Here is a 22,250-nt window from a genome sequence, read left to right on the forward strand (position 1 = left end):
GGTCGGTATGTTTTTTTAAAAAAAAGAAGGTAAATAATATGCAAAAAAAGTATGATTCAAAGGTTACTATCGAAACCATTTTAACTGTTTCAACCAAATTATTTTTAGAAAAAGGTTTTGATAAAACCAGTATGCGAGATATTGCAGAAGCAGCAAATGTGTCAAAAGGTGCCATTTATCATCATTTCAAATCGAAAGATGATGTTATAAATGCTGTAACAAAAAGGCAAACTGAAGCTACAAAAGGGACAATGAAGCTCTTACTATCCCAAACAAGCTCTCTGAGCGGAAAAGAACAATTGTCACTTATTTTAGAAAAGACTATTGAAAATCAAGAAATTCATTATTTAGATGATGCCATGGTTCCAAAAATGAAAAGTGCAGAATTTGTTATCTCCTACATGAAAGATTGTGTAAATAACGATGCTCCTTTTCTTTCTAAAATTATTCAAAAAGGGATTGATGATGGATCTATTGTTACAAAATATCCTGATGAATGCGCAGAAATCTTTTTGCTATTATTAAATGTGTGGTGTGACCCTGCGGTATTTACTTGTGATGAAGAGAAGCTATTAACACGATTAAATTTCTTACAAACCCTAATGGCTTCTCTAGGCATTGATGTATTGAATGATACGCTCATTGAAAAATTCATGAACTTATTGCACAGATTATATTTTAAGGAGGGTAACAATGAAACATAATTTAGCAGTCGAAACAGACAATCTAACCAAAACCTTTGATAAAAAAGAGGTTATCAGAGCTTGCAATATTCACGTAGAAAAAGGAAGTATCTACGGATTTCTAGGAGCAAATGGAGCTGGAAAAACAACTGTATTTAAACTACTGTCCGGGCTACTCATACCAACAATGGGCAAGATACAAATCTTGGGATTAGATATTGGAAAACAGCGAAATGAAATCCTATCAGAAATAGGCACCTTAATTGAAACGCCTGTATTTTATGAACATTTATCAGCCGAGGAAAATTTACAAATCCATCTCTCCTATATGGGAAAAGAAGGTAAAGATTGTGTCTCTGCTTTGCAAAAGGTTGGGCTAAATAACACTGGAACCTTGCCAGTATCTAAATTTTCTTTGGGCATGCGACAACGTTTAGCAATCGCGCGAGCCATTGTCCATGAACCAGAACTACTCATCTTAGACGAACCAATAAATGGTCTGGATCCTATGGGAATCAGAGAAATGCGAGAATTATTCTTGCAACTAAAGAATGAACAAGGTATGACCATTCTAGTATCTAGCCATATATTAAGTGAAATAGAACATATTGCAGATACTATCGGTGTCATTGTGAATGGCACCGTTGTAGAGGAAGTTAGCTTGTCTGCAATAGAAAATCAATTCCCAAATGGACTGGAAGACTATTTCTTCAATATCATGAGTGGGGGTGAAAAAATTGTTTAAATTGATAAAATTAGAATTAAAAAGAAATAATATCAAAACATATGTAATTGCAAGTAGCGTTACCTTTATTGTAATGCTTGGCTTTATTTACTTGTTTGCATATGCCCCTCAAATAAATCCAGACCCAGATCTACAAATATTTGCAGGATATCCTAAAATTATTTCCTTATTTTCAACACTAAGTATGGCTGTCTTCGCAACACTCTCTGCCACCATGTGTACACGGTTTATCATTGATGAATACAAAGATAAACGAGCTATTTTATTATTTTCCTACCCTATCAGAAGAGATAAAATATTATGTTCAAAATTAATGGTTGTCTTTCTTTTTACGCTCATGGCAATGGTATCTTGTAATGTGCTAGCCTTTGGCATATTTGGCATCACAGAGTCCATTAGTCCTTTGGTTGAAGGCACATGGACTGTCTCTCTTATGATGAGAGCAATCAAAATAACAATCATCATGTCCATGATAGCAGCATCAACTGGGATTATAGCTGTAGGTATTGGTTTTTTGAAAAAATCTATACCAACTACCATTTTGTCGGCTGTCTTTCTTTCCTCTTTATTTTGTAATATCCTGTTTAGTTTTATAGAAAATAGCAATAAAAATGATGTAGCCGCTCTTATCTTAATGTGCCTTACTGTTTTGGGTGGAATTGGTGTGTCATTGTTGCTTACTAAAAAAATAAACCATATGGAGGTAGAATAATGGAACGGACCTTAGATAATACAGTTAATACTGTGCTTGAAAGCATTTTTGGTAAAAACGGTTTGCAAATCAATATGATTTTTGGATTCATCATTTTGGTAGTAGGAATAGGCATATTTTTATTTTCAAAAAATAATTCGTCTTCTAAAAAGCGAACAATTGGATGGATTTGCATTGGATTAGGCTGCTTAGGAATTATCAGTGGTATCATTCAGTTATTGTTATAATTATTCTTAGTTACTTTCAATTTTCCAAGAGATATCCACGTCAAAAGAATAAATCCTAACATTTAAAAATATTAAAAAATATTAAAACAAGAGATATCCACGTCAAAAGAATAAATCCTAACATTTAAAAATATTAAAACAAATATATATTTGTGTGTTTCTTCTATCTGGATTATTAACTCAATTTTCTTCATCAAACAGGTTCTTCAGGCTAGCAAAAGGGCTCTTACTTGCTTTTTGCTCTTCTTGCTGGCGGCGGTATTCTTCCTCGGTCATGACCTGCCAGTCTTGTCCCACTGGAAAATCCTGCCCTGCTTCTTCCTCAGCCGTCAAGACCTTAAGCGGGATATTGAGCAAGATATTATCCGCTACACTTTCTGCCAGATCAATCTCATCGCCCTCAAGCCCCAAAACGAGGTCATCATCAATCAAGTCTTGGCTGATCTTCTCGCCATGATTTTCCATGAAAATCTCATTGACCAAGTAAGTTTCCTTGCGCTCAACAGGCTCCATGCTGCGGCTGGACGCCAGAGTAATCGTGTAGGACAAATCATAGTCTAAAAAGTAAAGACCGTCCTCATACTGAGCCTTGCCTCTTGCAAGCACATCGCGGATGCCCAAAATTTCAGGGTTACGCCCTTTTAAATCAGCAACTAAGTCAAAATTCACTTCAAAGTCTAGTCCATCGGGGTTCTTACGAATTTCATGAATATTTAGCATATACTTTTCCTCCAATATTCCTTAAACCATTATAGCATTTTCTTTCTGTTTGTGCGCCTTTCTTTGCAACTTACCCTATCATTTCTACCAGTTACTTTCTCTTTGGTACCACTTGGTTAAAAGACCTTGAAAACCCAATTACACCCCGCTATAATGGTGGCAATAAAGCTTTTAGGAGAACAATTTATGAATATATACATTGAAAAGAAAAGAATTACTCTCACATCAAGTGAAAGTCGAATTGTTAAGCGAACCATAAAGAGTGATATTCGTCAGGTTTGGGAATTTGTCACACAGGGTAAAAGGTTTCAACTCAAAAGTCCTAGCCTCGCTAAACAACTTGTCAAAAAATATTCAGGAGATAAAGCAGATGAAACTATTGATTAAAAATTCACTTTTTCGTGTCATAGCTCTTTCTCGCTTTTTCAACTACTTAGGAGCCTCTATCTACAATCTCGTTTTTGTAGTTTTTGCAGCAAGTCTGCCCCATGCTAAATTCGCAGTTGGAACTGCCAATATTATCTTACTTGCTCCTATTCTCTTTACTGTTTATGTCGGTAAACGAGCTGACCACACGCGCGACAAAGGTTACTGGCTGATTGCCACAGGCTACATTCAAGCAATATTGTTTGTCCTTGTCGCCATGCTGACGTATCAAAAAAGTTTAATCGCTTTTTCCTTCGTTTGCCTGATTAACATCATCTCAGATATTCTCAGTGACTACCGTGGCGGTTTGCAAATGCCTATTTTCCAGAAAAATATTCCTGAAGAAGATCGTATGGAAGCCTATAGTTTTACTCAATTTCTCTCTATCATTTGTTCTATTTCGGGACAAGCTCTGGGAGTATGGCTACTCGCCATTAGCAATCAAAATTTCTTTTTCGTTGCCTCTATCAATGCTCTGGCTTTCCTGCTTTCTTCAACTATCCTCTATTTCTACCGCAAACAGCTAACTCATGCACCTGTCACTATTAAAAAATCAGAGAAAAATACTTTTTTCCTTACTCAAGCCAAAGAAATTTTTAAATTGGGCGAAGAAATTTTCCAAAAGGAAGAAAAGAGCAACTTTATACTGCTCCTAGCCATCATTGCCATTATCAATGCCTTGGGTGGCAGCTTAAACGCTATCTTTAATCTTAGTCTTTTAAATCGTCCCTTCTGGAATCTCACTTTCAGTCAATCACTATTTCTCATCCAAGTAGTAGTCATGGCAGGTATGGTTCTCGGAAGTCTCACTCCCAAAGACTACTTCGCCAAACTCTCCGTCGCTCAAATTGTTTTATGGGCAATCCTTCCTATTGTTTTAATTGGATTAAATCAAATATTTTATAGTTCTCAACTAATTACTCTTCTTTCCGCCATGTTCCTCATGTATCTGGCAGCGAAGGTCAATCCCAAACTCAACGCCCTTCTTCTCAACAACCTACCATCTGATATTCTCGCACAGACCAGCTCTTTTTTATCCCTTCTCTTTAGTCTCTCCCTTCCTGTCGGAACTACTCTTTTTACAGCTCTTGCCGTTTGGAATATGACTATTTGTTGGACTGTGTTTACTCTACTGGGATTATTTGCTCTTGGGCTTGCTTGGAAAAATAGATAAGAAAACTCTCCCAAACAGTGTGAATGGGAGAGTTATTTTTACATATTTTTCAAACGTTCAATCCGCTCACTAATCGGAGGGTGAGTGTGAAAAAGTTTTTGTAAGCCACCCGGCTTTTTAGGATCGTTGATATAGAGAGCTGCACTAGCATCATCGACCTTACGATGCATGGGCTCACTTCCATCTAACTTTTGCAAAGCATTAATCATACCTTGAGGATTACGAGTCAACTCAACACTGGAAGCATCGGCTAAAAATTCCCGCTGGCGCGAAATAGCCAACTGCACCAAAGTTGCTGCTAGAGGAGCAAGAACAATGACTATCAAAGATAGCAACAGCATGATGATCCCTAAACCACCACCACTATCACGATCATCATTGCTTCTACGTCGGCTGCCACCACCAAACCACATCATGCGTCCTGCGATACTGGACAACATCGTCACAGCACTTGCCAGAGCTACTGCAATTGTCGAAATCCGAATATCGTAATTGCGAATATGGCTGACTTCATGCCCGATAACAGCTTCAAGCTCTTCACGGTTCATAAGTTGTAAAATCCCCGTCGTTGCTGCCACAGCCGCATTTTTAGGACTGGAGCCTGTCGCAAAAGCATTTGGTGACGGATCATCTACAACATAAACTCGCGGCATAGGAATCTGCGCTACCAAGGCCATATCTTCAACGATATGGTAAAGCTCAGGTTCTTCTTGTTCAGAAACTTGCCGCGCACCATTCATGGACATGACGACTTCTGTTGACTGAAAAATCATGCTCCCTGCATAAATTGCACCGATGATAAGAGCAATAAGAACTCCACCAAGAGCACTGTCTAGCCACAGATAACCTACTGCGGCCCCAATTGCAGCCAAAAGAGCAAAGAAAGTAATGAGCAAAAACCATGTTCGCCTTTTATTACTGGCAATCTGATCAAACAGCATGGTTAGTCACCAACTCCCGTGCTACCAAAATCAACTTTAGGCACCGCTTTTTCTTCTTCAGGTGTTGCAAGGAAGTCTACTCTTCTAAAGCCAAACATTCCCGCAATAATGTTGCTTGGGAAAGTTTCCAATTTAACATTGAAATTCCCAGTTACTGAATTGTAAAGCTGACGAGAATAAGCAATTTTATTTTCTGTATTTGTCAACTCTTCTTGCAGTTTAAGATAGTTAGTATTTGCCTTAAGTTCTGGGTAATTTTCTGCTACTGCAAAGATTCCAGAAATTTGACGCGTAAGGGCATCACTAGCCTTCATCGCTTCAGCTGGACTAGATGCATTTGCTACTTGAGCGCGGAGTTGAGTCACCTTTTCAAGGGTTGACTGTTCATATTTCCCATATCCCTTGACCGTTTCAACCAAATTCGGCAAAAGATCATTCCGACGTTTAAGCTGCACATCAATTTGACTCCAAGCTTCCTGCGTTTGCATGCGAGCACGTACCAAGCCATTGTAAACAGCAATGACAAATAAAGCTACTACGACAATAATCGCTAAAATAATCCACAACATGATTGTTCCTCATTTCATTAGTGTTGTTACTATTATACCAAATTTTTAAATGTTTGCCAGAAATTATCTCAAAAACCAACCTAGTTTCCCAGATTGGTTTGTAATTTTTTAAGCCAGTGCTAGGCTGACAAAATTAAGGATAAAAAGGATATCCAAAACCCAGATAATTGGGTGAACTTCTTTAGCTTGACCTTTAATAACTTTAACTAAGGCATACATGATAAATCCTGCGGTAATTCCATGAGTAATACTGTAAGTAAATCCCATAAAAATAGATGTAAAGAAGGCAGGAATGGCTTCAGCCATATCATCCCAGCGGATATTTTTCATGCTAGCTAGCATCATAATCCCCACAATGATGAGGATAGGCGCCACTGCCACTGTCGGCACAATGGCAAGCAGTGGACTAAAGAAACTTGCAATGGCAAAGAGAATGGCTACGACAAGGGCAGTCAGACCAGTCCGTCCACCCGCTTCAATCCCTGCGGCAGATTCGACATAAGTGGTAACATTTGAAGTCCCTGCAATCGCGCCGACTGTCGTTCCGACCATATCTGAAAAGAGCGCTTTGTCCATTTTAGTTTGCAGACCAGATGAGTCTTTGGCTGCTTCTTCATCTGCGATATTGAAAATACCTGCCTTACGCCCTGTCGAAATCAAGGTGCCGATATTGTCAAAAATATCTGTCAAGGAGAAAGCCAGAATGGCGAGCAGAACCTCTGGAATACGAGCTGGATTGGCAAAGAGAGCACCCAGTCCCTTGCTGCCCAAGGCTGCACCAAAAATAGTACCCAGATCCTTGACCGCTGCCCCGATATTATTGGACGCAAAGTTGATCTCTGAAAGGTTAACCACACCTGCCAAAATAGCTACTACTGTCGTTGCCGCAATGGAAAGAATAATTCCTCCCTTAACACGCTTTAAAACTAAGATGATCGTAATCACAATCCCAAACAGAGCCACCAAAACAGCTGGATTGTTGAAATCAACTAAGCCTGGAGTTGCCATACCATTTGCCGTGATAGCTGCCTTGGCCTGATCAGCTCCCTTGCCCGCCACTGTATAAGTACCTGGGTCAATCGAAAACTTCAGCAGCCCCGCCTTTTTAATACCAATATAAGCAAGGAAAATCCCAATTCCACCTGAAATGGCATATTGCAGGCTTTCAGGAATAGCGTGGATAATGACCTTACGAATTTTCGTCAGCGTGACAATGATACTGATAATACCGCATAGGAAAACCATGGCTAGCGCTTCTTGCCAGGTGTAGCCCAGAGCAAAAACCACCGTGTAGGTGAAAAAGGCATTGAGCCCCATACCTGGTGCTTGCGCGTAAGGGATGTTGGCATAAAAAGCCATCATCAGCGTCCCAGCTACCGTCCCGATAATGGTAGCCAGAAAGACCCCTTGTGCTGGCATGCCGGTCTGGCTCAGCATTTCAGGATTGACAAAGAGAATGTAACTCATGGCAAAGAAAGTCGTCAGTCCCGCCAAAATCTCCGTCCGAACAGTCGTACCATTCTCTTTTAATTTAAAAAACTTGTCCATTTTTAGACAATCTCCTTATATTTTTTACAGCGCCCGCTAAATAACGAACGATAGAAAAGATTATAACAAAAAACATTCACTTTTTCAAGGTGAATGTTTGATAAATCTTATTTTTTATTAGTAGAATGATCCAAAAAAACTAAACACATGGTTTGAATAAGAGCAAAACCTAAAATAAAAAGCAAACGTTCTGGCTGCAAAGCGCCGATCAAACGGTGATACACTTCGCTTGGATTGCTAACCAAATCCCAAGAATTGAGCCGATCATAGCGCCCAATATAAATGGCCATACTGGAGATAAAAGACAATACCACAATGCTGATATGTCTTACGAGCCAATTCAACCTGAGCCGCTCAACAATCATATTCCAAGAAGCAATCCCACACATCACTCCAAACAAAATGCTGGGTACAAAAGCCATAAATAGTTTCAAGCTAGCTCGGTTCCAAAGCGTTTGCCCAACCCAGTCCATATGTACCAAATCTGTAATCATATAAAAAGTATTGGGATAGAAAACTAGCCAAATGAGTAAAACAGGCCAAACAAGCCATTTATTTTTTACGTAGTTAGCAATGACCGCAGCATCATAAGCTACGAGTGCTAAAACCATATTCCAAACCAAGTCCGGACCAGCAGTCGGAATTCCCTGCCAATAAACTAAAGCAGATATTACCAAAAAGAAGAGATGAACTAAAACATGTTTTTTCATTAAAAAATATTCCTTTCACAGATTTCATACAAGAGATTGTCGTTCATTATACCATAACTTCTTAAAATCTGCTATAATAGCTGGTAACCCACCCGATAGAAAATATAGAAAGATTGGTCATTAAGTATGAATAAAAAAATGATTGCACTTGATCTTGATGGAACTCTTCTTAATAACGAGAGCAAATTATCTGAAAAGACTAAAAAAGTGCTAAAGAAAGTGATGGAAAAAGGGCACCACGTCATCATTACCACAGGGCGTCCTTATTGGATGGCTCACGAGTTTTACAAGGAGTTGGAGCTTCATGAACCGATGATTAATTTCAACGGCGCTCTCACACATATTCCTGAAAAAAAATGGGAATTTGAACATTCACGAAAAATTGATAAGGATTTGCTGGTTGATATGATCGAACAGGCTGACGCCATTGAAGCAGATTTCATTGCCAGTCAATATCGCAGAAAATTTTTCATCCAAGAGCAAAACAACTTTCAAGTCAATCCAGAATTTTTTGGAGTGGAGAGTTTTCCAAAAGGCAGCCAATTTCAATTGGATAAGGTCACTAAAGGACCAAACGGCATTCTTTTACAAACACGAGTAAAAAATAGATACGATTTAGCACATGAGTTAGAAAAACATTATCAAAATGCACTTTCTATCAACACCTGGGGCGGTCCATTCAATATTTTAGAATGTAGTGCTTATGGGGTCAATAAAGCCTATGCTCTTAACTATCTCCTCAGTGTTTACAAAATGGATAAGCGAGATCTGATCGCCTTTGGGGACGAGCACAACGATACTGAAATGTTAGAATTTGCAGGGACTGGCTATGCCATGAAAAATGCCAATCCAGCTATACTTGAGCACGCTGATAAACAAACCGCTCTATCAAATGATGAAGACGGCGTCGCCCACGAACTGGAAAAATTATTCCTAGAATAAGGAAAATCAGAGACACAGCATGTTTCGATTTTCTTGCCGAGATGTTTGATTGAGTTAAAAGACGAATAAAATTTATTCGTCTTTTTTAATTTAAATACTTTCCTACCTCAAATTTGTTAACCAGTTAACTTTCTGAAAATTTTCATTAATTACAATTGTTAGCGCTTGCAAAATTCCCGAAAACATGTTAAACTATTCACATAATATAAATCAAAATAAATTAAGGAGGCTACTTTTTATGAAAGCAGTTGTTGTCAATCAAGAAGGTACTGGCGTTGAAATCGTCGACCAAAATATTCGTCCAATTGAAGCTGGCGAAGCACTCGTTGAAGTTGAGTACTGCGGTGTCTGCCACACAGACTTGCACGTAGCTCATGGAGATTTTGGTAAGGTTCCCGGTCGTGTCCTTGGTCACGAAGGAATCGGTATCGTTAAAGAGGTTGCTCCTGATGTTGATAGCCTTAAAGTAGGCGATCGTGTCAGCATTGCTTGGTTCTTTGAAGGTTGTGGTCGTTGCGAATATTGTACAACTGGTCGCGAAACTCTTTGCCGTAGTGTAAAAAATGCTGGCTACTCTGTTGATGGAGGAATGGCACAGGAATGTATCGTCACAGCAGATTACGCTGTTAAAGTTCCTGAAAATTTGGATCCAGCCCAAGCATCCTCTATTACTTGTGCTGGTGTCACTACCTACAAAGCTATCAAAGAAGCACATGCTGAACCAGGTCAATGGGTCGTTGTTTACGGTGCTGGTGGACTTGGTAACTTGGCTGTTCAATACGCTAAGAAAGTCTTTAACGCTCACGTCATCGCAGTCGACATCAACAATGACAAGTTGGAATTAGCTAAAGAAGTCGGAGCTGACTTCACTATCAATGGTCGTGAAGTTGAAGATGTTCCAGGTCTCATTAAAGAACACACTGGCGGCGGCGCTCATTCTGCTGTTGTAACTGCCGTTTCTAAAGTTGCTTTCAATCAAGCTGTGGACAGCGTTCGTGCTGGTGGTCGTGTTGTTGCAGTTGGTCTGCCTTCTGAAATGATGGATCTTAGTATCGTTAAGACTGTTCTAGATGGTATCCAAGTTATTGGTTCTCTAGTTGGTACGCGTAAAGATTTGGAAGAAGCTTTCCAATTTGGTGCAGAAGGTCTGGTCGTTCCAGTTGTTCAACTTCGCCCAGTTGAAGATGCTTGCCATGTTTTCGATGAAATGGAAGCTGGAACTATCCAAGGACGTATGGTATTAGATTTCAAAAACTTGTGACATATTTAATCACTCTAAAGCACTTATCTGACAGCGATAAGTGCTTTTTTTGATATGTATTCCTGAAATATACCCCATATTATGCTATTGATATGTTTTGAAAATTTTTGAAAGTTTTTGGTGCGAAACCCTTGTATTTTTCATGAAAACGTTTTATAATAAGATGTCTTAAAGTTTTCTTAAACTTAAGTCAAACATATATAAAGGAGGAAAGACAATAATGAGTATCGGAATCATTATTGCAAGCCATGGTGAGTTTGCTTCTGGCATTCACCAATCTGGTTCCATGATTTTTGGAGACCAAGAAAAGGTGCAAGTAGTGACTTTCATGCCAAGTGAAGGTCCAGATGACTTGTATGCCAAGTTTAACAATGCTGTGGCTGCTTTTGATGCGGATGACGAAGTCTTGGTTTTGGCCGACCTTTGGAGTGGGTCTCCATTTAACCAGGCAAGTCGGGTCATGGGTGAAAATCCAGATCGCAAATTCGCAATCATCACAGGTCTCAACCTGCCTATGTTAATCCAAGCCTATACCGAACGTATGATGGATGCCAACGCAGGAGTTGAGGCTGTCGCTGCTAATATTATCAAGGAAGCCAAAGATGGTGTCAAGGCGCTCCCTGAGGAACTCAATCCAGCTGAAGTAACTGCAACTAATGCTGCAGCTCCTGTCGCTCAAACAGCTATTCCAGAAGGAACAGTCATTGGCGATGGCAAGCTTAAGATCAACTTAGCACGGATTGACACACGTCTCTTGCACGGTCAGGTTGCAACAGCTTGGACGCCAGACTCTAAGGCAGACCGTATCATCGTTGCTTCAGACAGCGTTTCTCAAGATAGCCTGCGGAAAGAACTAATCAAGCAAGCTGCACCGGGAAATGTTAAGGCAAACGTTGTACCAATTGACAAATTGATCGCTGCTGCGAAAGACCCACGTTTTGGAGGAACTCACGCGCTCATTCTTTTTGAAACACCACAAGATGCTCTGCGCGCAATTGAGGGCGGTGTGCCAATCAAAACTCTCAATGTTGGATCTATGGCTCACTCAACTGGTAAAACAATGGTCAACAACGTTCTTTCTATGGACAAAGACGATGTTGCTACCTTTGAAAAATTACGCGACCTTGGAGTTACATTTGATGTGCGGAAAGTACCAAATGACTCTAAGAAAGATTTGTTTGACTTAATTAATAAAGCCAACGTTCAATAAAAAGTGAACCTCGGGCTTTTCTATCTTACTTAAAATGAAACTCGGGCTGAAGCGAGGAAGTTCACTTCCCGCGACTGTTGCGTTTGCTAACGCCCTCATATCTTAATAAACTGAACACGCCCTAAAAACTTCGGAAAATCGCAAACGAAAAAGCTGTGACTTCAAGACGCAGTGCTCTTGTTTTCCGACATTTCAAAATCAAAACGATATCTTTTGATTTTGAAATTAGTGTAGAGTTTAGAAAGGACGCGCTAGCGGTTTTCGTTTCGTGACAGTACTGGAAAGTACTAGACACGAATAACTCTGCTAACGGGCTTCGTAACTTAATAAAACTGAACTCGGGCTAAAAGCTCGGAAAATAGATAAATCCTCCTAGAAGCCGTGGCTTCGTTGTCGGATTTCCTAATTTTCAGTCGCTTTTTTCACGCCCTCATATCTTATGAAAGGATCTAGAATAATGTCAATTATTTCTATGGTATTAGTTGTCTTTGTTGCCTTCCTTGCTGGTTTGGAAGGAATCTTAGACCAATTTCAATTCCACCAACCTTTGGTTGCTTGTACCTTGATCGGTCTTGTAACTGGGCACCTAGAAGCAGGTCTTATGCTTGGTGGATCTTTGCAAATGATCGCTCTTGGTTGGGCAAATATCGGTGCTGCTGTTGCGCCTGATGCTGCTCTTGCCTCTGTTGCCGCTGCAATTATCATGGTGCAAGGTGGAGATTACACAACTAAAGGTGTTGCTGTTGCAACCGCCGTTGCTATCCCACTTGCTGTTGCCGGCCTTTTCCTTACAATGATCGTACGTACGATCTCCGTTGCTCTTGTTCACGGTGCAGATGCTGCTGCTAAGAAAGGCGACATCCGCGGAGTTGAACGCGCTCATATTGTTGCACTTCTTCTTCAAGGAATCCGTATTGCTCTTCCTGCGGGACTGCTCCTTGCTATCCCAGCTGAAGCTGTACAAGACTTGCTTTCTAAAATGCCTGCTTGGTTGTCTGATGGTATGGCTATCGGTGGTGGTATGGTCGTTGCCGTTGGTTACGCTATGGTTATCAACATGATGGCAACTCGTGAAGTATGGCCATTCTTCGCTCTTGGTTTTGCTCTTGCAGCTGTTAGTCAATTAACCCTTATCGCTCTTGGTACAATCGGTGTTGCAATCGCCCTTATCTACCTTAACCTTTCTAAAAAAGGTGGAAATGGTGGTGGAGGCGCTGCTACATCTAACGACCCAATCGGTGATATTTTAGAAGACTACTAAGAAAGGAGCTACTAATCATGACAGAAAAAATTCAATTATCAAAATCAGATCGTCAAAAAATTTGGTGGCGTTCAACTTTCTTGCAAGGTTCTTGGAACTATGAACGTATGCAAAACTTAGGTTGGGCATATGCGTTGATTCCAGCTATCAAAAAATTATACACTAAAAAAGAAGACCAAGCTGCTGCGCTTGAACGTCACTTGGAATTCTTTAACACTCACCCATACGTAGCTGCTCCTATTATCGGGGTAACGCTCGCCCTTGAAGAAGAAAAAGCAAATGGTGCTGAAATTGATGATGCAGCTATCCAAGGGGTTAAAATCGGTATGATGGGGCCTCTTGCCGGTATTGGTGAGTCAGTCTTCTGGTTTACAGTACGTCCAATCCTCGGTGCTCTTGGTGCATCTCTTGCTCAAGCAGGAAATATCATGGGACCACTCCTCTTCTTCGTTCTTTGGAACGCTATCCGTATGGGCTTCCTTTGGTACACTCAAGAACTTGGTTATAAAGCTGGTTCTGAAATCACCAAAGATATGTCTGGTGGTATTCTCCAAGACATCACTAAAGGAGCATCAATCCTTGGTATGTTTATTCTTGCCGTTCTCGTTGAACGCTGGGTAAATATTAGCTTTGCCCTCCAACTTCCTTCAACAAAACTTTCTGAAGGTGCTTATATCAACTTCCCTAAAGGTGCAGTATCTGGATCTGAACTTCAAAAGATCCTAGGTGATGTTGCTAGCGGATTGAGCTTGACTCCAGAAAAGACTAACACTCTTCAAGGACAATTAAACTCATTGATCCCTGGTTTGATGGGACTTCTCCTTACCTTCCTTTGCATGTGGTTGCTTAAGAAGAAAGTTTCACCAATCACAATTATCATCGGCCTCTTCATCGTTGGTATTGTAGCCAAAGTTATTGGTTTGATGTAATCAACAAAAAAGAAGGTTTCGGCCTTCTTTTTATTATGGTATAATAGAGAAGATGACAGCAAGGAGTGAAGCATGGCACAATCGCAAAATAAAGAAATTGAATTTCAAACAACTGGAACTTCCTATTTAGCTATCGGTGGCAAAGTCGGAAAGTTTTTAATTGGAGATAAAGCACTGGAATTTTACGCAGACGCGAATGTCGAGGACTATATTCAAATCCCTTGGACCAGCATTGAAAAAATGGGCGCCAATGTGTCTGGTAAAAAGGTCAGCCGCCACTTTGAAATTTTTACGGATAAAGGGCGCTTCCTCTTTGCCTCCAAAGATGCTGGCAAGATTTTAAAAATTGCCAGAGAGCATATCGGCAATGAAAAAGTCGTCAAATTACCGACTCTTTTACAAACGATTGGACGCTTTTTTAAAAATTTATTTGCAAAAAAAGCCTAAGTAGGGTATAATCATAGCAACGGATAAGTAGGTTTGGAGCTTTTTCAGAAAGTCTGCGGTCGCTGCGAGCAGATAAAGCGAAAAATTGAAATTCTACCGTTGGATACAATTACATAAATAATCAAGTGCACTCCTGTGAAGTTGGATGGAACCGCGTTGACTAAGCGCTCCAACAATTAATAGGGGTGCTTTTATAGTGGAGGAGACATATGCTCGATTTAAAACGAATTCGGACCGACTTTGATACGGTTGCTGAAAAATTAGCAACCAGAGGCGTTGAAGCTGCGGTGCTAAATGAAATGAAAGAAATAGACGCCAAACGCCGCGACTTGCTGGTCAAGGTAGAGCAGCTCAAAGCTGAACGCAATACCGTTTCAGCCGAGATTGCCCAAGCCAAACGTAACAAGGAAAATGCAGATGATAAAATCGCTGCTATGCAAAAACTAGCTGCCGAGGTTAAGGCGCTTGATGCTGAGCTAGCTGAGCTGGATGCCAAGCTGACTGAATTTACCACGACCCTGCCAAATATCCCTCACGACAGCGTACCTGTCGGGCTTGATGAAGACGATAATGTCGAGGTGCGCCGTTGGGGCACGCCACGTCAATTTGACTTTGAAATCAAGGCTCACTGGGACTTGGGTGAGGAGTTGGGGATTCTCGACTGGGAGCGCGGAGCAAAGGTTACTGGCGCTCGCTTCCTCTTTTATAAAGGGCTTGGAGCTCGGCTTGAGCGCGCCATCTATAACTTTATGCTGGAGGAGCATGGCAAGGAAGGCTACACGGAAGTCATCCCGCCTTACATGGTCAACCACGACTCGATGTTTGGGACAGGCCAGTATCCTAAGTTCAAGGAAGATACCTTCGAGCTTAGCGATACGAATTTTGTCCTCATTCCGACGGCTGAGGTGCCGCTGACCAACTACTACCGCGATGAAATTATTGACGGCAAGGATTTGCCTATCTACTTCACAGCTATGAGCCCGTCTTTCCGCTCGGAAGCTGGTTCTGCTGGTCGCGATACACGGGGGCTCATCCGCCTGCACCAATTCCACAAGGTCGAAATGGTCAAGTTTGCCAAACCAGAAGAATCTTATGTAGAATTGGAAAAAATGACCGCCAATGCTGAAAATATTTTGCAAAAACTGGAGCTTCCTTATCGAGTTGTTGCCCTATCCACTGGCGACATGGGCTTCTCCGCTGCCAAAACCTATGATTTAGAGGTTTGGATTCCAGCGCAAAATACCTACCGCGAAATTTCTAGCTGCTCCAACACCGAAGATTTCCAGGCTCGCCGCGCACAAATTCGCTACCGCGATGAGGCCGACGGCAAGGTCAAACTCCTTCACACCCTCAACGGCTCTGGTCTGGCTGTCGGACGGACCGTCGCTGCTATTTTGGAAAACTACCAAAATGCAGACGGATCAATCACCATTCCAGCAGTACTTCGTCCTTACATGGGCGGACTTAAAGTCATTAAAGCTTAATCATATCTAAAGCGCTTTTAAAGAGCGCTTTTTTGCTTATTTGCCTATTTACGGATAGTCCCTCACATGCTATACTAGATGGGTATAAAAATATTGCGAGGACAATCTTATGAAGAAAAAATTAATCTTCTTTGCTTTTTGGCTTATGGTTTGTATTGGGCTAGAGCAAGAATTTTACACCTATACGAGCGACCATATGACTGGAACAGAATATGACATTGCTCTCTACTGTAGCTTGCTCTTGCTACTTTATATCGTACCCGCCGCTTTTGCCCTTCGTTATTTACAAAAGAAATGGAACTTACAACCACGCCTTATTTGGCTGAGCCTCACAGCAGGCGCCTTTATTTCTGGTTGGCTTGCAGCCTACGGTAACGATGGTGTTGATTGGTTTTTGGATCTTTTTATTAAAAACAAAGAAATTTTTGATACACTAGGAGCTCTGTCTGCTCCCATCATCGAAGAACCTATCAAGCTCTTTGCTGCCTTTATGACTCTTCTGCTATTGGGAACTTGGAAGCCGCGGCAAGTGCTAACCGCAGGTATCGGAGCGGGTCTTGGTTTTCAGATTATCGAAGATTTTGCCTACATCAATAGCAATGTTTCAGAAGGTTTAACCTATAGTGTGGCAGATATTTTTGGACGCATGACTGGGGCAATTGCTTCTCATTGGCTCTATTCTGCCTTAGTTGTTTTTGGACTTTATCTCCTCACCGCTAGAAATTTAGAAAAATCTACTAAAAAACTGGGACGTATTCTCTTTATGGCTGGATTTATTCTTCACTTCCTCTGGAATTCGCCATTAATTGATCTTAAAACTCCACTCCCACTCGTTGGACCAATCCTTTCTGCGGCAGGACTTTGTCTCTTTTCTCTAGCTTATGAAAAAGCAGAAACTATCAAAGACTAGAAAGGCAATGAAAAAGACAAGGCTACTTTATAACCTTGTCCTTTTTATTATTTGACCAGATAATTCTGTACTAGTTTTGACAATTCTACATAACCAGCTATGCTTAAGTGTAGACCATCCACGGTGTAGATAGAGTTTAGCTGGTTTTGGTTATCTAGTAGCTGACTATAGGCTGAGATATAAGTCACTTGCTGAGTACATTCAGCTAAATCTTGATAAGCCTGATTGAGTTTTTCTATTGTGCTATTTTTCCTAATATGTACTGTATTTCGATAAAAAGGTTCTTCATTAACTGGCAAAACCGAGATCAAAGCAATTTCCACATGTGGAAATTCTCGCTGAATCATCTGAACGGTTAATTCCACATTTTCAACGATCTCTGCAATTGGGCGCTCCAAAGCCAAGTCGTTTGTCCCGATAAGAAGAAAAACTTGTTCTAAATTTTCTCCAAAAATATGGTCTGAAAAATGTTCTAAAATTTGATGAGACTTATATCCTTTAATTCCACGATTAATCATCACCTTATCTGTGTCCAAAAGCTCTCCCAGCGGATAGTAATCAATAATTGAATCTCCGACAAAAATAACCTGAGGTTTATGAATGCCCACCTGATTCAGAACACGAAAATTTTCCTGCATTTGCTTTTGTTCTTTTAGTAACCATTGGTCAAGTAATTGTACTGCCATGACTGCCCTCCTTTTTTCTCATATTATACCCCAAGAGGCAACAAAAAACCAAGTACGAGACTTGGTTCAATATTTTGTTCAATAATTTTTTTTTAGATTTTGCATACTGCTCGCTTTGTTTTCAACTCAACTGCACAACCTAACTTGTTTTTTTAGTGTTAATCTTGATAAAGTGACTCCCCATTGGTCGCAATGACTTCCTTGTACCAAGCGAAAGATTTTTTCTTGTAGCGAGCGAGACTTCCTGTGCCGTCGTCATTTCTATCGACATAGATAAAACCGTAGCGCTTGCTCATTTCAGCGGTCGAAGCAGAGACTAGGTCAATACAGCCCCAAGTCGTGTAGCCCCAAAGCTCTACACCATCTTCCAGCGCTTCTCCCACCTGCTGCAAATGCTGCTTGAGGTAGTCAATGCGGTAATCGTCCTCCACCGTCGGACCATTTGCCCCGTCAACCAAAACATCCTTGGCACCCAGACCATTTTCCACAATGAAAAGCGGCAGTTGGTAGCGGTCGTAAAAAGCATTTAGCACCAAGCGCAGCCCAACTGGGTCCACCTGCCAGCCCCATTCAGAGCTTTCTAGATAAGGATTGCTGATGCCACCCAGGATATTGCCAGCCCCTGTCGCGTAGTTTTCCGGGTCATGTGCCTGAACGACACTCATATAGTAGCTAAAGGAGATGAAGTCCACTGTGTGCTCCGCCAAAAGCTCCTCATCGCCGGGCGCAAATTGGATATTGATGTCATTTTCCTTGAAAAAGCGTTTGATGTAGTTGGGATATTTTCCACGCGCATGTAGGTCTGAGAACAGATAATTTTGATTTTCAAAGAGGCGAGCAGCCAGTACATCCTCAGGCTTGGGCGTCATTGGATAAGCCGGCATGGCAAGCACCATGCAGCCGATTTTAAAGTCTGGATTGATTTGGTGTCCAATCTTTGTTGCCAGAGCAGATGCTACCAACTCATGATGCACTGCTTGATACAGGTCTTGCTGTGAGAGCTCTTCTGGCGGTGTCGCAATCCCTCCACTCATAAAGGGAGCATGGAGCACGGAATTGACTTCGTTGAAAGTCAGCCAGTACTTGACCTTGTCTTTGTAGCGTGTAAAGACGGTTCGCACATAACGCTCATAAAAACCAATCAAATCGCGATTGGCCCAGCCATTATACTGGCGCGCCAAATGGAGCGGCGTTTCATAGTGAGACAAGGTGACCAAAGGCTCAATGCCGTATTTTGCCAGTTCATCGAAAAGGTCGTCATAGAACTGCAAGCCTGCTTCGTTGGGCTTTTCTTCATCGCCATTGGGGAAAATCCGTGTCCAAGCGATAGAGGTTCGGTAAACCTTAAAGCCCATTTCCGCAAAAAGCGCAATGTCTTCCTTGTAGCGGTGGTAAAAGTCAATCCCTTCCAGCTTGAGATTGTCAGGCGTCGGCTCTTCTGTGATGACTGGGCTAGACTTGCCTGGCGCAGGAACCCCACCTTTAGGGGTCACATCTTGGACGGACAAGCCCTTGCCGTCAACATTATAGGCACCTTCGTATTGGTTGGCAGCGGTCGCGCCGCCCCAGAGAAAGTCTTTTGGAAATTTACTCATTTGTTTTTCCTTTCGTTTTTTGCTTATTTATATTATAATCTTAAGTAAGATTGATTTCTTGCACAATTATCTTATTTTTCAATACTATTCTATGATTTTAAAAAGGACGGAAAGCTATGGAACTGCATCAGCTACAGCAAAATATTGCCTACAAAGAACAGGGGACGCCTTATTCTTTGACCCGCACCATTACTGAAAATGGACAGCCCGATATTCTCTTTCACTGGCATACTGATGTTGAAATTGTTTATGTACACGAGGGAACAGCGCGTTTTCACATTGATTACGATTATTTTAATAGTGAGGCTGGCGATATTATCCTCATCCGCCCCAATGCTCTCCATTCCATTCACCCGATTGGGCAGGAGCGGCACTGCATGGATGCTCTGAATTTTCATCTGGATTTGACAGGCTACTCAACCATGGATGCCGCTAGCATCAACTATCTTCAGCCACTTTATAATGGCGAGCTGGATTTCGTTCGTGTGATAAAGCCGCAGCAAGCTGCTTATCAAGCCATTAAATCTTGTCTTTTTGCTGCTATGGAGATTGGCTATGAGCGTAAGGAGCATTTTGAGTTTTTGCTCAAAGCTCAGCTCAATCAGTTGCTTTATCTGCTCTTTAGTCAAGGCTATGTCACTTCTAAGGAAATGAGTCTCGACAGCTACCGCAAGGAGGAGAAAATCCGCTCCTTGATTGACTATATCGGAGAGCATTATCAGGAAAATTTGACCATTGAGCACCTCGCAAATTATTGCGGCTACAGCGCTACTCACTTTATGAACTTTTTCAAAAAGCACCTGGGCGTTTCCTGCATCGAATACTTGATTCAATTTCGCCTGCGTAAAGCGGCTGAGCTTTTGCAACACTCGACCATTAGCGTCCTTGAAATTGCCCAGCAAATCGGCTTTAATAACCTGTCCAACTTCAACCGCCAATTCAAAAAATACTATCAAATGACCCCCAGCCAGTATCGGAAAAAAGTGAGCTAGCCTCTATGCCGAAAGTAACCTTCTTGTCTACACAAGAAGGCTACTTTTTTATTTCCAATTTAAATTGACATGCTCTTTCATTTCACGATAGGCCGTGTCTACACGTTCGCGAGTTGCCTCATCAATCTTATTGCGGTAAGGTCCCCCTTCGATAAAATCCTCTAAAATATAGGTTTGATAGAGATAGGCAGGATAGCCTTCGTCTGTTAGATATCCCTTTTCCGTACGATTGACCCAAGTTGGATGAGCCTGAGCTGTCTTGATGATTGTTCCCTTGGCTGACTTCTCAAGCATCACGTCCATCAGTACACCTCTCTCAGTCCAGATGGCATCTGGCAACTCTCCTACAGTCTCCAAGCGCTGATTGGACAGAAAATTTCCCATAGAATAAATAATCAGTTTCTTGTCTTTACCCTTTTTTACAATCTCTGCTGGCTCAACCACGTGTGGATGCCCACCAAAGACAATATCAGCTCCCCATTCAATCATCTTGTGGTAAAGAGCCACTTGTTCTTTCGTCGGCTCTAATTGGTACTCGACGCCCATCTGTGGCATGACAATAGTAATATCTGCTTCCTTTTCAGCACGCTCAATTTCAGCCTTCATTTTGTTTTCATCAAGATTAGACAAGGTTTGATCATAGTCCTCTTGACTGATATTTTTTTCCAGCCCATTATAACCATAAGAATAGGCTAGAATAGCGATCTTGATACCATTTACTTCTTTAATCAAGAGAGGTGCCTTTGCCCGTTCTTGCTTTGTGTACACACCCACAGTATTGATTCCAACCTTATCAAAAGCCGCTACTGTCGTTGACACCCCTTCAAGTCCTGAATCCAGAATGTGATTGTGGGCTAAATCTAAAACATCATAGCCCGCATCCTTGATAGCTGCTGCAACCTCTTGTGGTGCATTAAATAAGGGATAACCTGCTAGAGGCAAATTAGGATTAATTGTTCCCTCAAAATCCCCTAAAACCAGATTTGCCTTTTCTAGCCAAGGTGTTACATAGTGATAATTCTCCGTAAAATCATAAGTCCCATCTGCTTGCCGTGCACTCATATAGATAATGTCGTGATAAAGAAGATCCCCATTTGCCATAATGCGAGCACGGGTCACTTGTGTTTTCTTAGGGGTACTTTGTTTCTGAGTGCTTTTACTTCCTAAGGGTTGTTTTGCTAACCTTTCCAAGCAGAGAACAAGACCCGCAGCCAGAGCAACAGCTGTTAGTAAGCCAAAGATAAAAACAGGTAAACTTTGTTTCTTTCGATTTTGCTTTTCCATAAAAAATCCCTTCTAAAAAAATGGTAAAAATGCAGCAATAACTGCAACTAAAAGTGCTGGCAAAAGGTTAGCAACTTTGATCAATTTACCCCAAATGAGGTTGACTCCAACACAAAAAATGAGAATAGAGCCGACAAGAGAGAGATTACTGAGAGCCACTGGAGTCATTATCCCTGCCAGTAGGCGAGCCAATAAAGTTAAACTTCCTTGAATTAGGATAATGGGAACAGCTGCAAAAATAGCCCCCTTCCCTTTTGAAGCAGTCAAAATGAGGACAAGTATCAAATCTAGAATGGCTTTGGCAATCAGAGTCGCAGGATTTCCGGACAGTCCATCCTGAATAGAACCAACCACTGCCATCGCACCAAGACAAATCGTTAGTGACGTCGTAACAAAAGCATCAATAAAGTTGGCATCCCCTTCATTTTGACTGATGCGTCTGAGCCAAGCTCCAAAATCTTCAAAGCGCTGCTCAATATTGACCCATTCACCTAAGAGAGCACCTAGAGTTAAACTAGCAATGATCATCATACTGCCACGAGTCGAAAGATGTTGGTTTTCCACTGCTAGCATTTGCTCCATTGTCCCTGCTAATCCCAGAAAAAGTACTGCCAAACCAGTAGCTTTCATCAAACTATCTTGCACCCTCTTGGATAAATGTTGCCCAAGTAAAAGTCCTAACAGACCGCCGACCACAACTCCTAAGGCGTTGACTAGGGTTCCCAAACCAATCATCATACTCTCTTTTCACCTGAATTAACTACCTCTATTGTAACACAAATCAAACTAAAAAC

Annotated in this window: 24 protein-coding genes; 15 read left to right on the top strand and 9 right to left on the bottom strand. The window is 41.4% G+C overall.

All coding sequences use genetic code 11. The features are described 5' to 3' along the window. Positions 1–38: 38 nt before the first annotated feature. The 4 genes from A3I3_RS0100390 to A3I3_RS0100405 are packed head-to-tail and all read left to right on the top strand — an operon-like array spanning position 39 to position 2,367. A complete protein-coding gene (locus tag A3I3_RS0100390) occupies positions 39–704 on the top strand; it encodes a TetR/AcrR family transcriptional regulator (RefSeq protein WP_018370761.1) in 666 nt (221 codons plus the stop codon). Beyond that, positions 694–1,428, top strand: a complete 735-nt coding sequence (locus tag A3I3_RS0100395; RefSeq protein ID WP_003029928.1) for an ABC transporter ATP-binding protein — start codon at positions 694–696, stop codon at positions 1,426–1,428. The genes A3I3_RS0100390 and A3I3_RS0100395 overlap by 11 nt, the downstream gene beginning before the upstream one ends. 1 nt (position 1,429) lies before the next feature. Continuing rightward, positions 1,430–2,140 (top strand): ABC transporter permease, encoded by a 711-nt coding sequence (locus A3I3_RS0100400; protein WP_223873782.1) that lies wholly within the window; start codon positions 1,430–1,432, stop codon positions 2,138–2,140. After that, positions 2,140–2,367 (top strand): hypothetical protein, encoded by a 228-nt coding sequence (locus A3I3_RS0100405; protein WP_018370763.1) that lies wholly within the window; start codon positions 2,140–2,142, stop codon positions 2,365–2,367. The genes A3I3_RS0100400 and A3I3_RS0100405 overlap by 1 nt, the downstream gene beginning before the upstream one ends. A gap of 180 nt (positions 2,368–2,547) precedes the next feature. Here the strand turns inward: A3I3_RS0100405 and A3I3_RS0100410 are convergent, their stop codons facing one another. Continuing rightward, entirely contained in the window at positions 2,548–3,087 is a 540-nt protein-coding gene (locus A3I3_RS0100410; protein ID WP_018370764.1) for a DUF177 domain-containing protein, read from the bottom strand. Positions 3,088–3,273: 186 nt separating this feature from the next. On the opposite strand from A3I3_RS0100410, the gene A3I3_RS0100415 reads away from it, so the two are divergent. Further along, positions 3,274–3,474 carry a hypothetical protein gene (locus A3I3_RS0100415; protein ID WP_003041551.1) on the top strand — a complete coding sequence of 67 codons (201 nt, stop codon included), beginning with the start codon at positions 3,274–3,276 and terminating at the stop codon, positions 3,472–3,474. Then, entirely contained in the window at positions 3,458–4,687 is a 1,230-nt protein-coding gene (locus A3I3_RS0100420; protein WP_018370765.1) for an MFS transporter, read from the top strand. The genes A3I3_RS0100415 and A3I3_RS0100420 overlap by 17 nt, the downstream gene beginning before the upstream one ends. Before the next feature lie 38 nt (positions 4,688–4,725). Here the strand turns inward: A3I3_RS0100420 and htpX are convergent, their stop codons facing one another. The 4 genes from htpX to A3I3_RS0100440 all read right to left on the bottom strand — a co-directional run bounded on the left by htpX (position 4,726) and on the right by A3I3_RS0100440 (position 8,455). Continuing rightward, positions 4,726–5,628 carry a zinc metalloprotease HtpX gene (gene htpX, locus A3I3_RS0100425; RefSeq protein ID WP_018370766.1) on the bottom strand — a complete coding sequence of 301 codons (903 nt, stop codon included), beginning with the start codon at positions 5,626–5,628 and terminating at the stop codon, positions 4,726–4,728. Between the two features lie 2 nt (positions 5,629–5,630). Next, on the bottom strand, positions 5,631–6,197 hold the full coding sequence (locus A3I3_RS0100430) for a LemA family protein (protein WP_018370767.1): 567 nt from the start codon (positions 6,195–6,197) through the stop codon (positions 5,631–5,633). A 108-nt stretch (positions 6,198–6,305) separates the two neighbouring features. Then, positions 6,306–7,745, bottom strand: a complete 1,440-nt coding sequence (locus tag A3I3_RS0100435; RefSeq protein WP_018370768.1) for an NCS2 family permease — start codon at positions 7,743–7,745, stop codon at positions 6,306–6,308. 107 nt (positions 7,746–7,852) lie between these two features. Beyond that, the gene (locus tag A3I3_RS0100440) at positions 7,853–8,455 is read right to left on the bottom strand and encodes a DUF1361 domain-containing protein (RefSeq protein ID WP_018370769.1); all 603 of its coding nucleotides are present in this window, start codon (positions 8,453–8,455) and stop codon (positions 7,853–7,855) included. Positions 8,456–8,581: 126 nt separating this feature from the next. On the opposite strand from A3I3_RS0100440, the gene A3I3_RS0100445 reads away from it, so the two are divergent. The 8 genes from A3I3_RS0100445 to A3I3_RS0100480 all read left to right on the top strand — a co-directional run bounded on the left by A3I3_RS0100445 (position 8,582) and on the right by A3I3_RS0100480 (position 16,899). Then, entirely contained in the window at positions 8,582–9,397 is an 816-nt protein-coding gene (locus tag A3I3_RS0100445; RefSeq protein WP_018370770.1) for a Cof-type HAD-IIB family hydrolase, read from the top strand. Positions 9,398–9,635: 238 nt separating this feature from the next. Next, positions 9,636–10,658, top strand: a complete 1,023-nt coding sequence (gene adhP / locus A3I3_RS0100450) for an alcohol dehydrogenase AdhP (protein ID WP_018370771.1) — start codon at positions 9,636–9,638, stop codon at positions 10,656–10,658. Positions 10,659–10,878: 220 nt separating this feature from the next. Continuing rightward, complete coding sequence (locus tag A3I3_RS0100455) at positions 10,879–11,868, top strand: PTS sugar transporter subunit IIB (protein ID WP_018370772.1); 990 nt, start codon at positions 10,879–10,881, stop codon at positions 11,866–11,868. Positions 11,869–12,325: 457 nt separating this feature from the next. Next, positions 12,326–13,129 (top strand): PTS mannose/fructose/sorbose transporter subunit IIC, encoded by an 804-nt coding sequence (locus tag A3I3_RS0100460; protein ID WP_018370773.1) that lies wholly within the window; start codon positions 12,326–12,328, stop codon positions 13,127–13,129. 17 nt (positions 13,130–13,146) lie between these two features. After that, positions 13,147–14,058 carry a PTS system mannose/fructose/sorbose family transporter subunit IID gene (locus tag A3I3_RS0100465; protein WP_018370774.1) on the top strand — a complete coding sequence of 304 codons (912 nt, stop codon included), beginning with the start codon at positions 13,147–13,149 and terminating at the stop codon, positions 14,056–14,058. Between the two features lie 72 nt (positions 14,059–14,130). Then, complete coding sequence (locus A3I3_RS0100470; protein ID WP_018370775.1) at positions 14,131–14,505, top strand: DUF956 family protein; 375 nt, start codon at positions 14,131–14,133, stop codon at positions 14,503–14,505. A gap of 209 nt (positions 14,506–14,714) precedes the next feature. Beyond that, positions 14,715–15,989 carry a serine--tRNA ligase gene (gene serS, locus A3I3_RS0100475; protein ID WP_018370776.1) on the top strand — a complete coding sequence of 425 codons (1,275 nt, stop codon included), beginning with the start codon at positions 14,715–14,717 and terminating at the stop codon, positions 15,987–15,989. Positions 15,990–16,098: 109 nt separating this feature from the next. After that, entirely contained in the window at positions 16,099–16,899 is an 801-nt protein-coding gene (locus tag A3I3_RS0100480; RefSeq protein WP_018370777.1) for a PrsW family glutamic-type intramembrane protease, read from the top strand. Between the two features lie 47 nt (positions 16,900–16,946). On the opposite strand, the gene A3I3_RS0100485 is transcribed toward A3I3_RS0100480, so the two are convergent. Together A3I3_RS0100485 and A3I3_RS0100490 are read right to left on the bottom strand one after the other, a co-directional pair. Next, complete coding sequence (locus tag A3I3_RS0100485) at positions 16,947–17,585, bottom strand: GDSL-type esterase/lipase family protein (RefSeq protein ID WP_018370778.1); 639 nt, start codon at positions 17,583–17,585, stop codon at positions 16,947–16,949. Between the two features lie 158 nt (positions 17,586–17,743). Next, on the bottom strand, positions 17,744–19,180 hold the full coding sequence (locus A3I3_RS0100490) for a glycoside hydrolase family 1 protein (protein WP_018370779.1): 1,437 nt from the start codon (positions 19,178–19,180) through the stop codon (positions 17,744–17,746). Between the two features lie 116 nt (positions 19,181–19,296). Between A3I3_RS0100490 and A3I3_RS0100495 the strand changes: the two genes are divergently transcribed. After that, a complete protein-coding gene (locus tag A3I3_RS0100495; RefSeq protein WP_018370780.1) occupies positions 19,297–20,172 on the top strand; it encodes a helix-turn-helix transcriptional regulator in 876 nt (291 codons plus the stop codon). Positions 20,173–20,220: 48 nt separating this feature from the next. On the opposite strand, the gene A3I3_RS0100500 is transcribed toward A3I3_RS0100495, so the two are convergent. Next, the gene (locus A3I3_RS0100500) at positions 20,221–21,456 is read right to left on the bottom strand and encodes a CapA family protein (protein WP_018370781.1); all 1,236 of its coding nucleotides are present in this window, start codon (positions 21,454–21,456) and stop codon (positions 20,221–20,223) included. Positions 21,457–21,468: 12 nt separating this feature from the next. Further along, positions 21,469–22,191, bottom strand: a complete 723-nt coding sequence (locus A3I3_RS0100505) for a DUF554 domain-containing protein (protein WP_018370782.1) — start codon at positions 22,189–22,191, stop codon at positions 21,469–21,471. Positions 22,192–22,250 lie beyond the last annotated feature (59 nt).

Origin of the sequence: Streptococcus massiliensis DSM 18628 (genome assembly GCF_000380065.1) — a bacterium.
Classification (GTDB): domain Bacteria; phylum Bacillota; class Bacilli; order Lactobacillales; family Streptococcaceae; genus Streptococcus; species Streptococcus massiliensis.

Coding starts and splice junctions, on each gene's coding strand:
- A3I3_RS0100495 (WP_018370780.1), top strand. CDS start 19,297: ATGGAACTGCATCAGCTACAGCAAAATATTGCCTACAAAGAACAGGGG.
- A3I3_RS0100445 (WP_018370770.1), top strand. CDS start 8,582: ATGAATAAAAAAATGATTGCACTTGATCTTGATGGAACTCTTCTTAAT.
- A3I3_RS0100485 (WP_018370778.1), bottom strand. CDS start 17,585: ATGGCAGTACAATTACTTGACCAATGGTTACTAAAAGAACAAAAGCAA.
- A3I3_RS0100455 (WP_018370772.1), top strand. CDS start 10,879: ATGAGTATCGGAATCATTATTGCAAGCCATGGTGAGTTTGCTTCTGGC.
- A3I3_RS0100405 (WP_018370763.1), top strand. CDS start 2,140: ATGGAACGGACCTTAGATAATACAGTTAATACTGTGCTTGAAAGCATT.
- A3I3_RS0100470 (WP_018370775.1), top strand. CDS start 14,131: ATGGCACAATCGCAAAATAAAGAAATTGAATTTCAAACAACTGGAACT.
- A3I3_RS0100395 (WP_003029928.1), top strand. CDS start 694: ATGAAACATAATTTAGCAGTCGAAACAGACAATCTAACCAAAACCTTT.
- A3I3_RS0100465 (WP_018370774.1), top strand. CDS start 13,147: ATGACAGAAAAAATTCAATTATCAAAATCAGATCGTCAAAAAATTTGG.
- A3I3_RS0100480 (WP_018370777.1), top strand. CDS start 16,099: ATGAAGAAAAAATTAATCTTCTTTGCTTTTTGGCTTATGGTTTGTATT.
- A3I3_RS0100390 (WP_018370761.1), top strand. CDS start 39: ATGCAAAAAAAGTATGATTCAAAGGTTACTATCGAAACCATTTTAACT.
- A3I3_RS0100500 (WP_018370781.1), bottom strand. CDS start 21,456: ATGGAAAAGCAAAATCGAAAGAAACAAAGTTTACCTGTTTTTATCTTT.
- A3I3_RS0100505 (WP_018370782.1), bottom strand. CDS start 22,191: ATGATTGGTTTGGGAACCCTAGTCAACGCCTTAGGAGTTGTGGTCGGC.
- A3I3_RS0100460 (WP_018370773.1), top strand. CDS start 12,326: ATGTCAATTATTTCTATGGTATTAGTTGTCTTTGTTGCCTTCCTTGCT.
- A3I3_RS0100430 (WP_018370767.1), bottom strand. CDS start 6,197: ATGTTGTGGATTATTTTAGCGATTATTGTCGTAGTAGCTTTATTTGTC.
- serS (WP_018370776.1), top strand. CDS start 14,715: ATGCTCGATTTAAAACGAATTCGGACCGACTTTGATACGGTTGCTGAA.
- A3I3_RS0100410 (WP_018370764.1), bottom strand. CDS start 3,087: ATGCTAAATATTCATGAAATTCGTAAGAACCCCGATGGACTAGACTTT.
- adhP (WP_018370771.1), top strand. CDS start 9,636: ATGAAAGCAGTTGTTGTCAATCAAGAAGGTACTGGCGTTGAAATCGTC.
- A3I3_RS0100435 (WP_018370768.1), bottom strand. CDS start 7,745: ATGGACAAGTTTTTTAAATTAAAAGAGAATGGTACGACTGTTCGGACG.
- A3I3_RS0100415 (WP_003041551.1), top strand. CDS start 3,274: ATGAATATATACATTGAAAAGAAAAGAATTACTCTCACATCAAGTGAA.
- A3I3_RS0100440 (WP_018370769.1), bottom strand. CDS start 8,455: ATGAAAAAACATGTTTTAGTTCATCTCTTCTTTTTGGTAATATCTGCT.
- A3I3_RS0100420 (WP_018370765.1), top strand. CDS start 3,458: ATGAAACTATTGATTAAAAATTCACTTTTTCGTGTCATAGCTCTTTCT.
- A3I3_RS0100490 (WP_018370779.1), bottom strand. CDS start 19,180: ATGAGTAAATTTCCAAAAGACTTTCTCTGGGGCGGCGCGACCGCTGCC.
- htpX (WP_018370766.1), bottom strand. CDS start 5,628: ATGCTGTTTGATCAGATTGCCAGTAATAAAAGGCGAACATGGTTTTTG.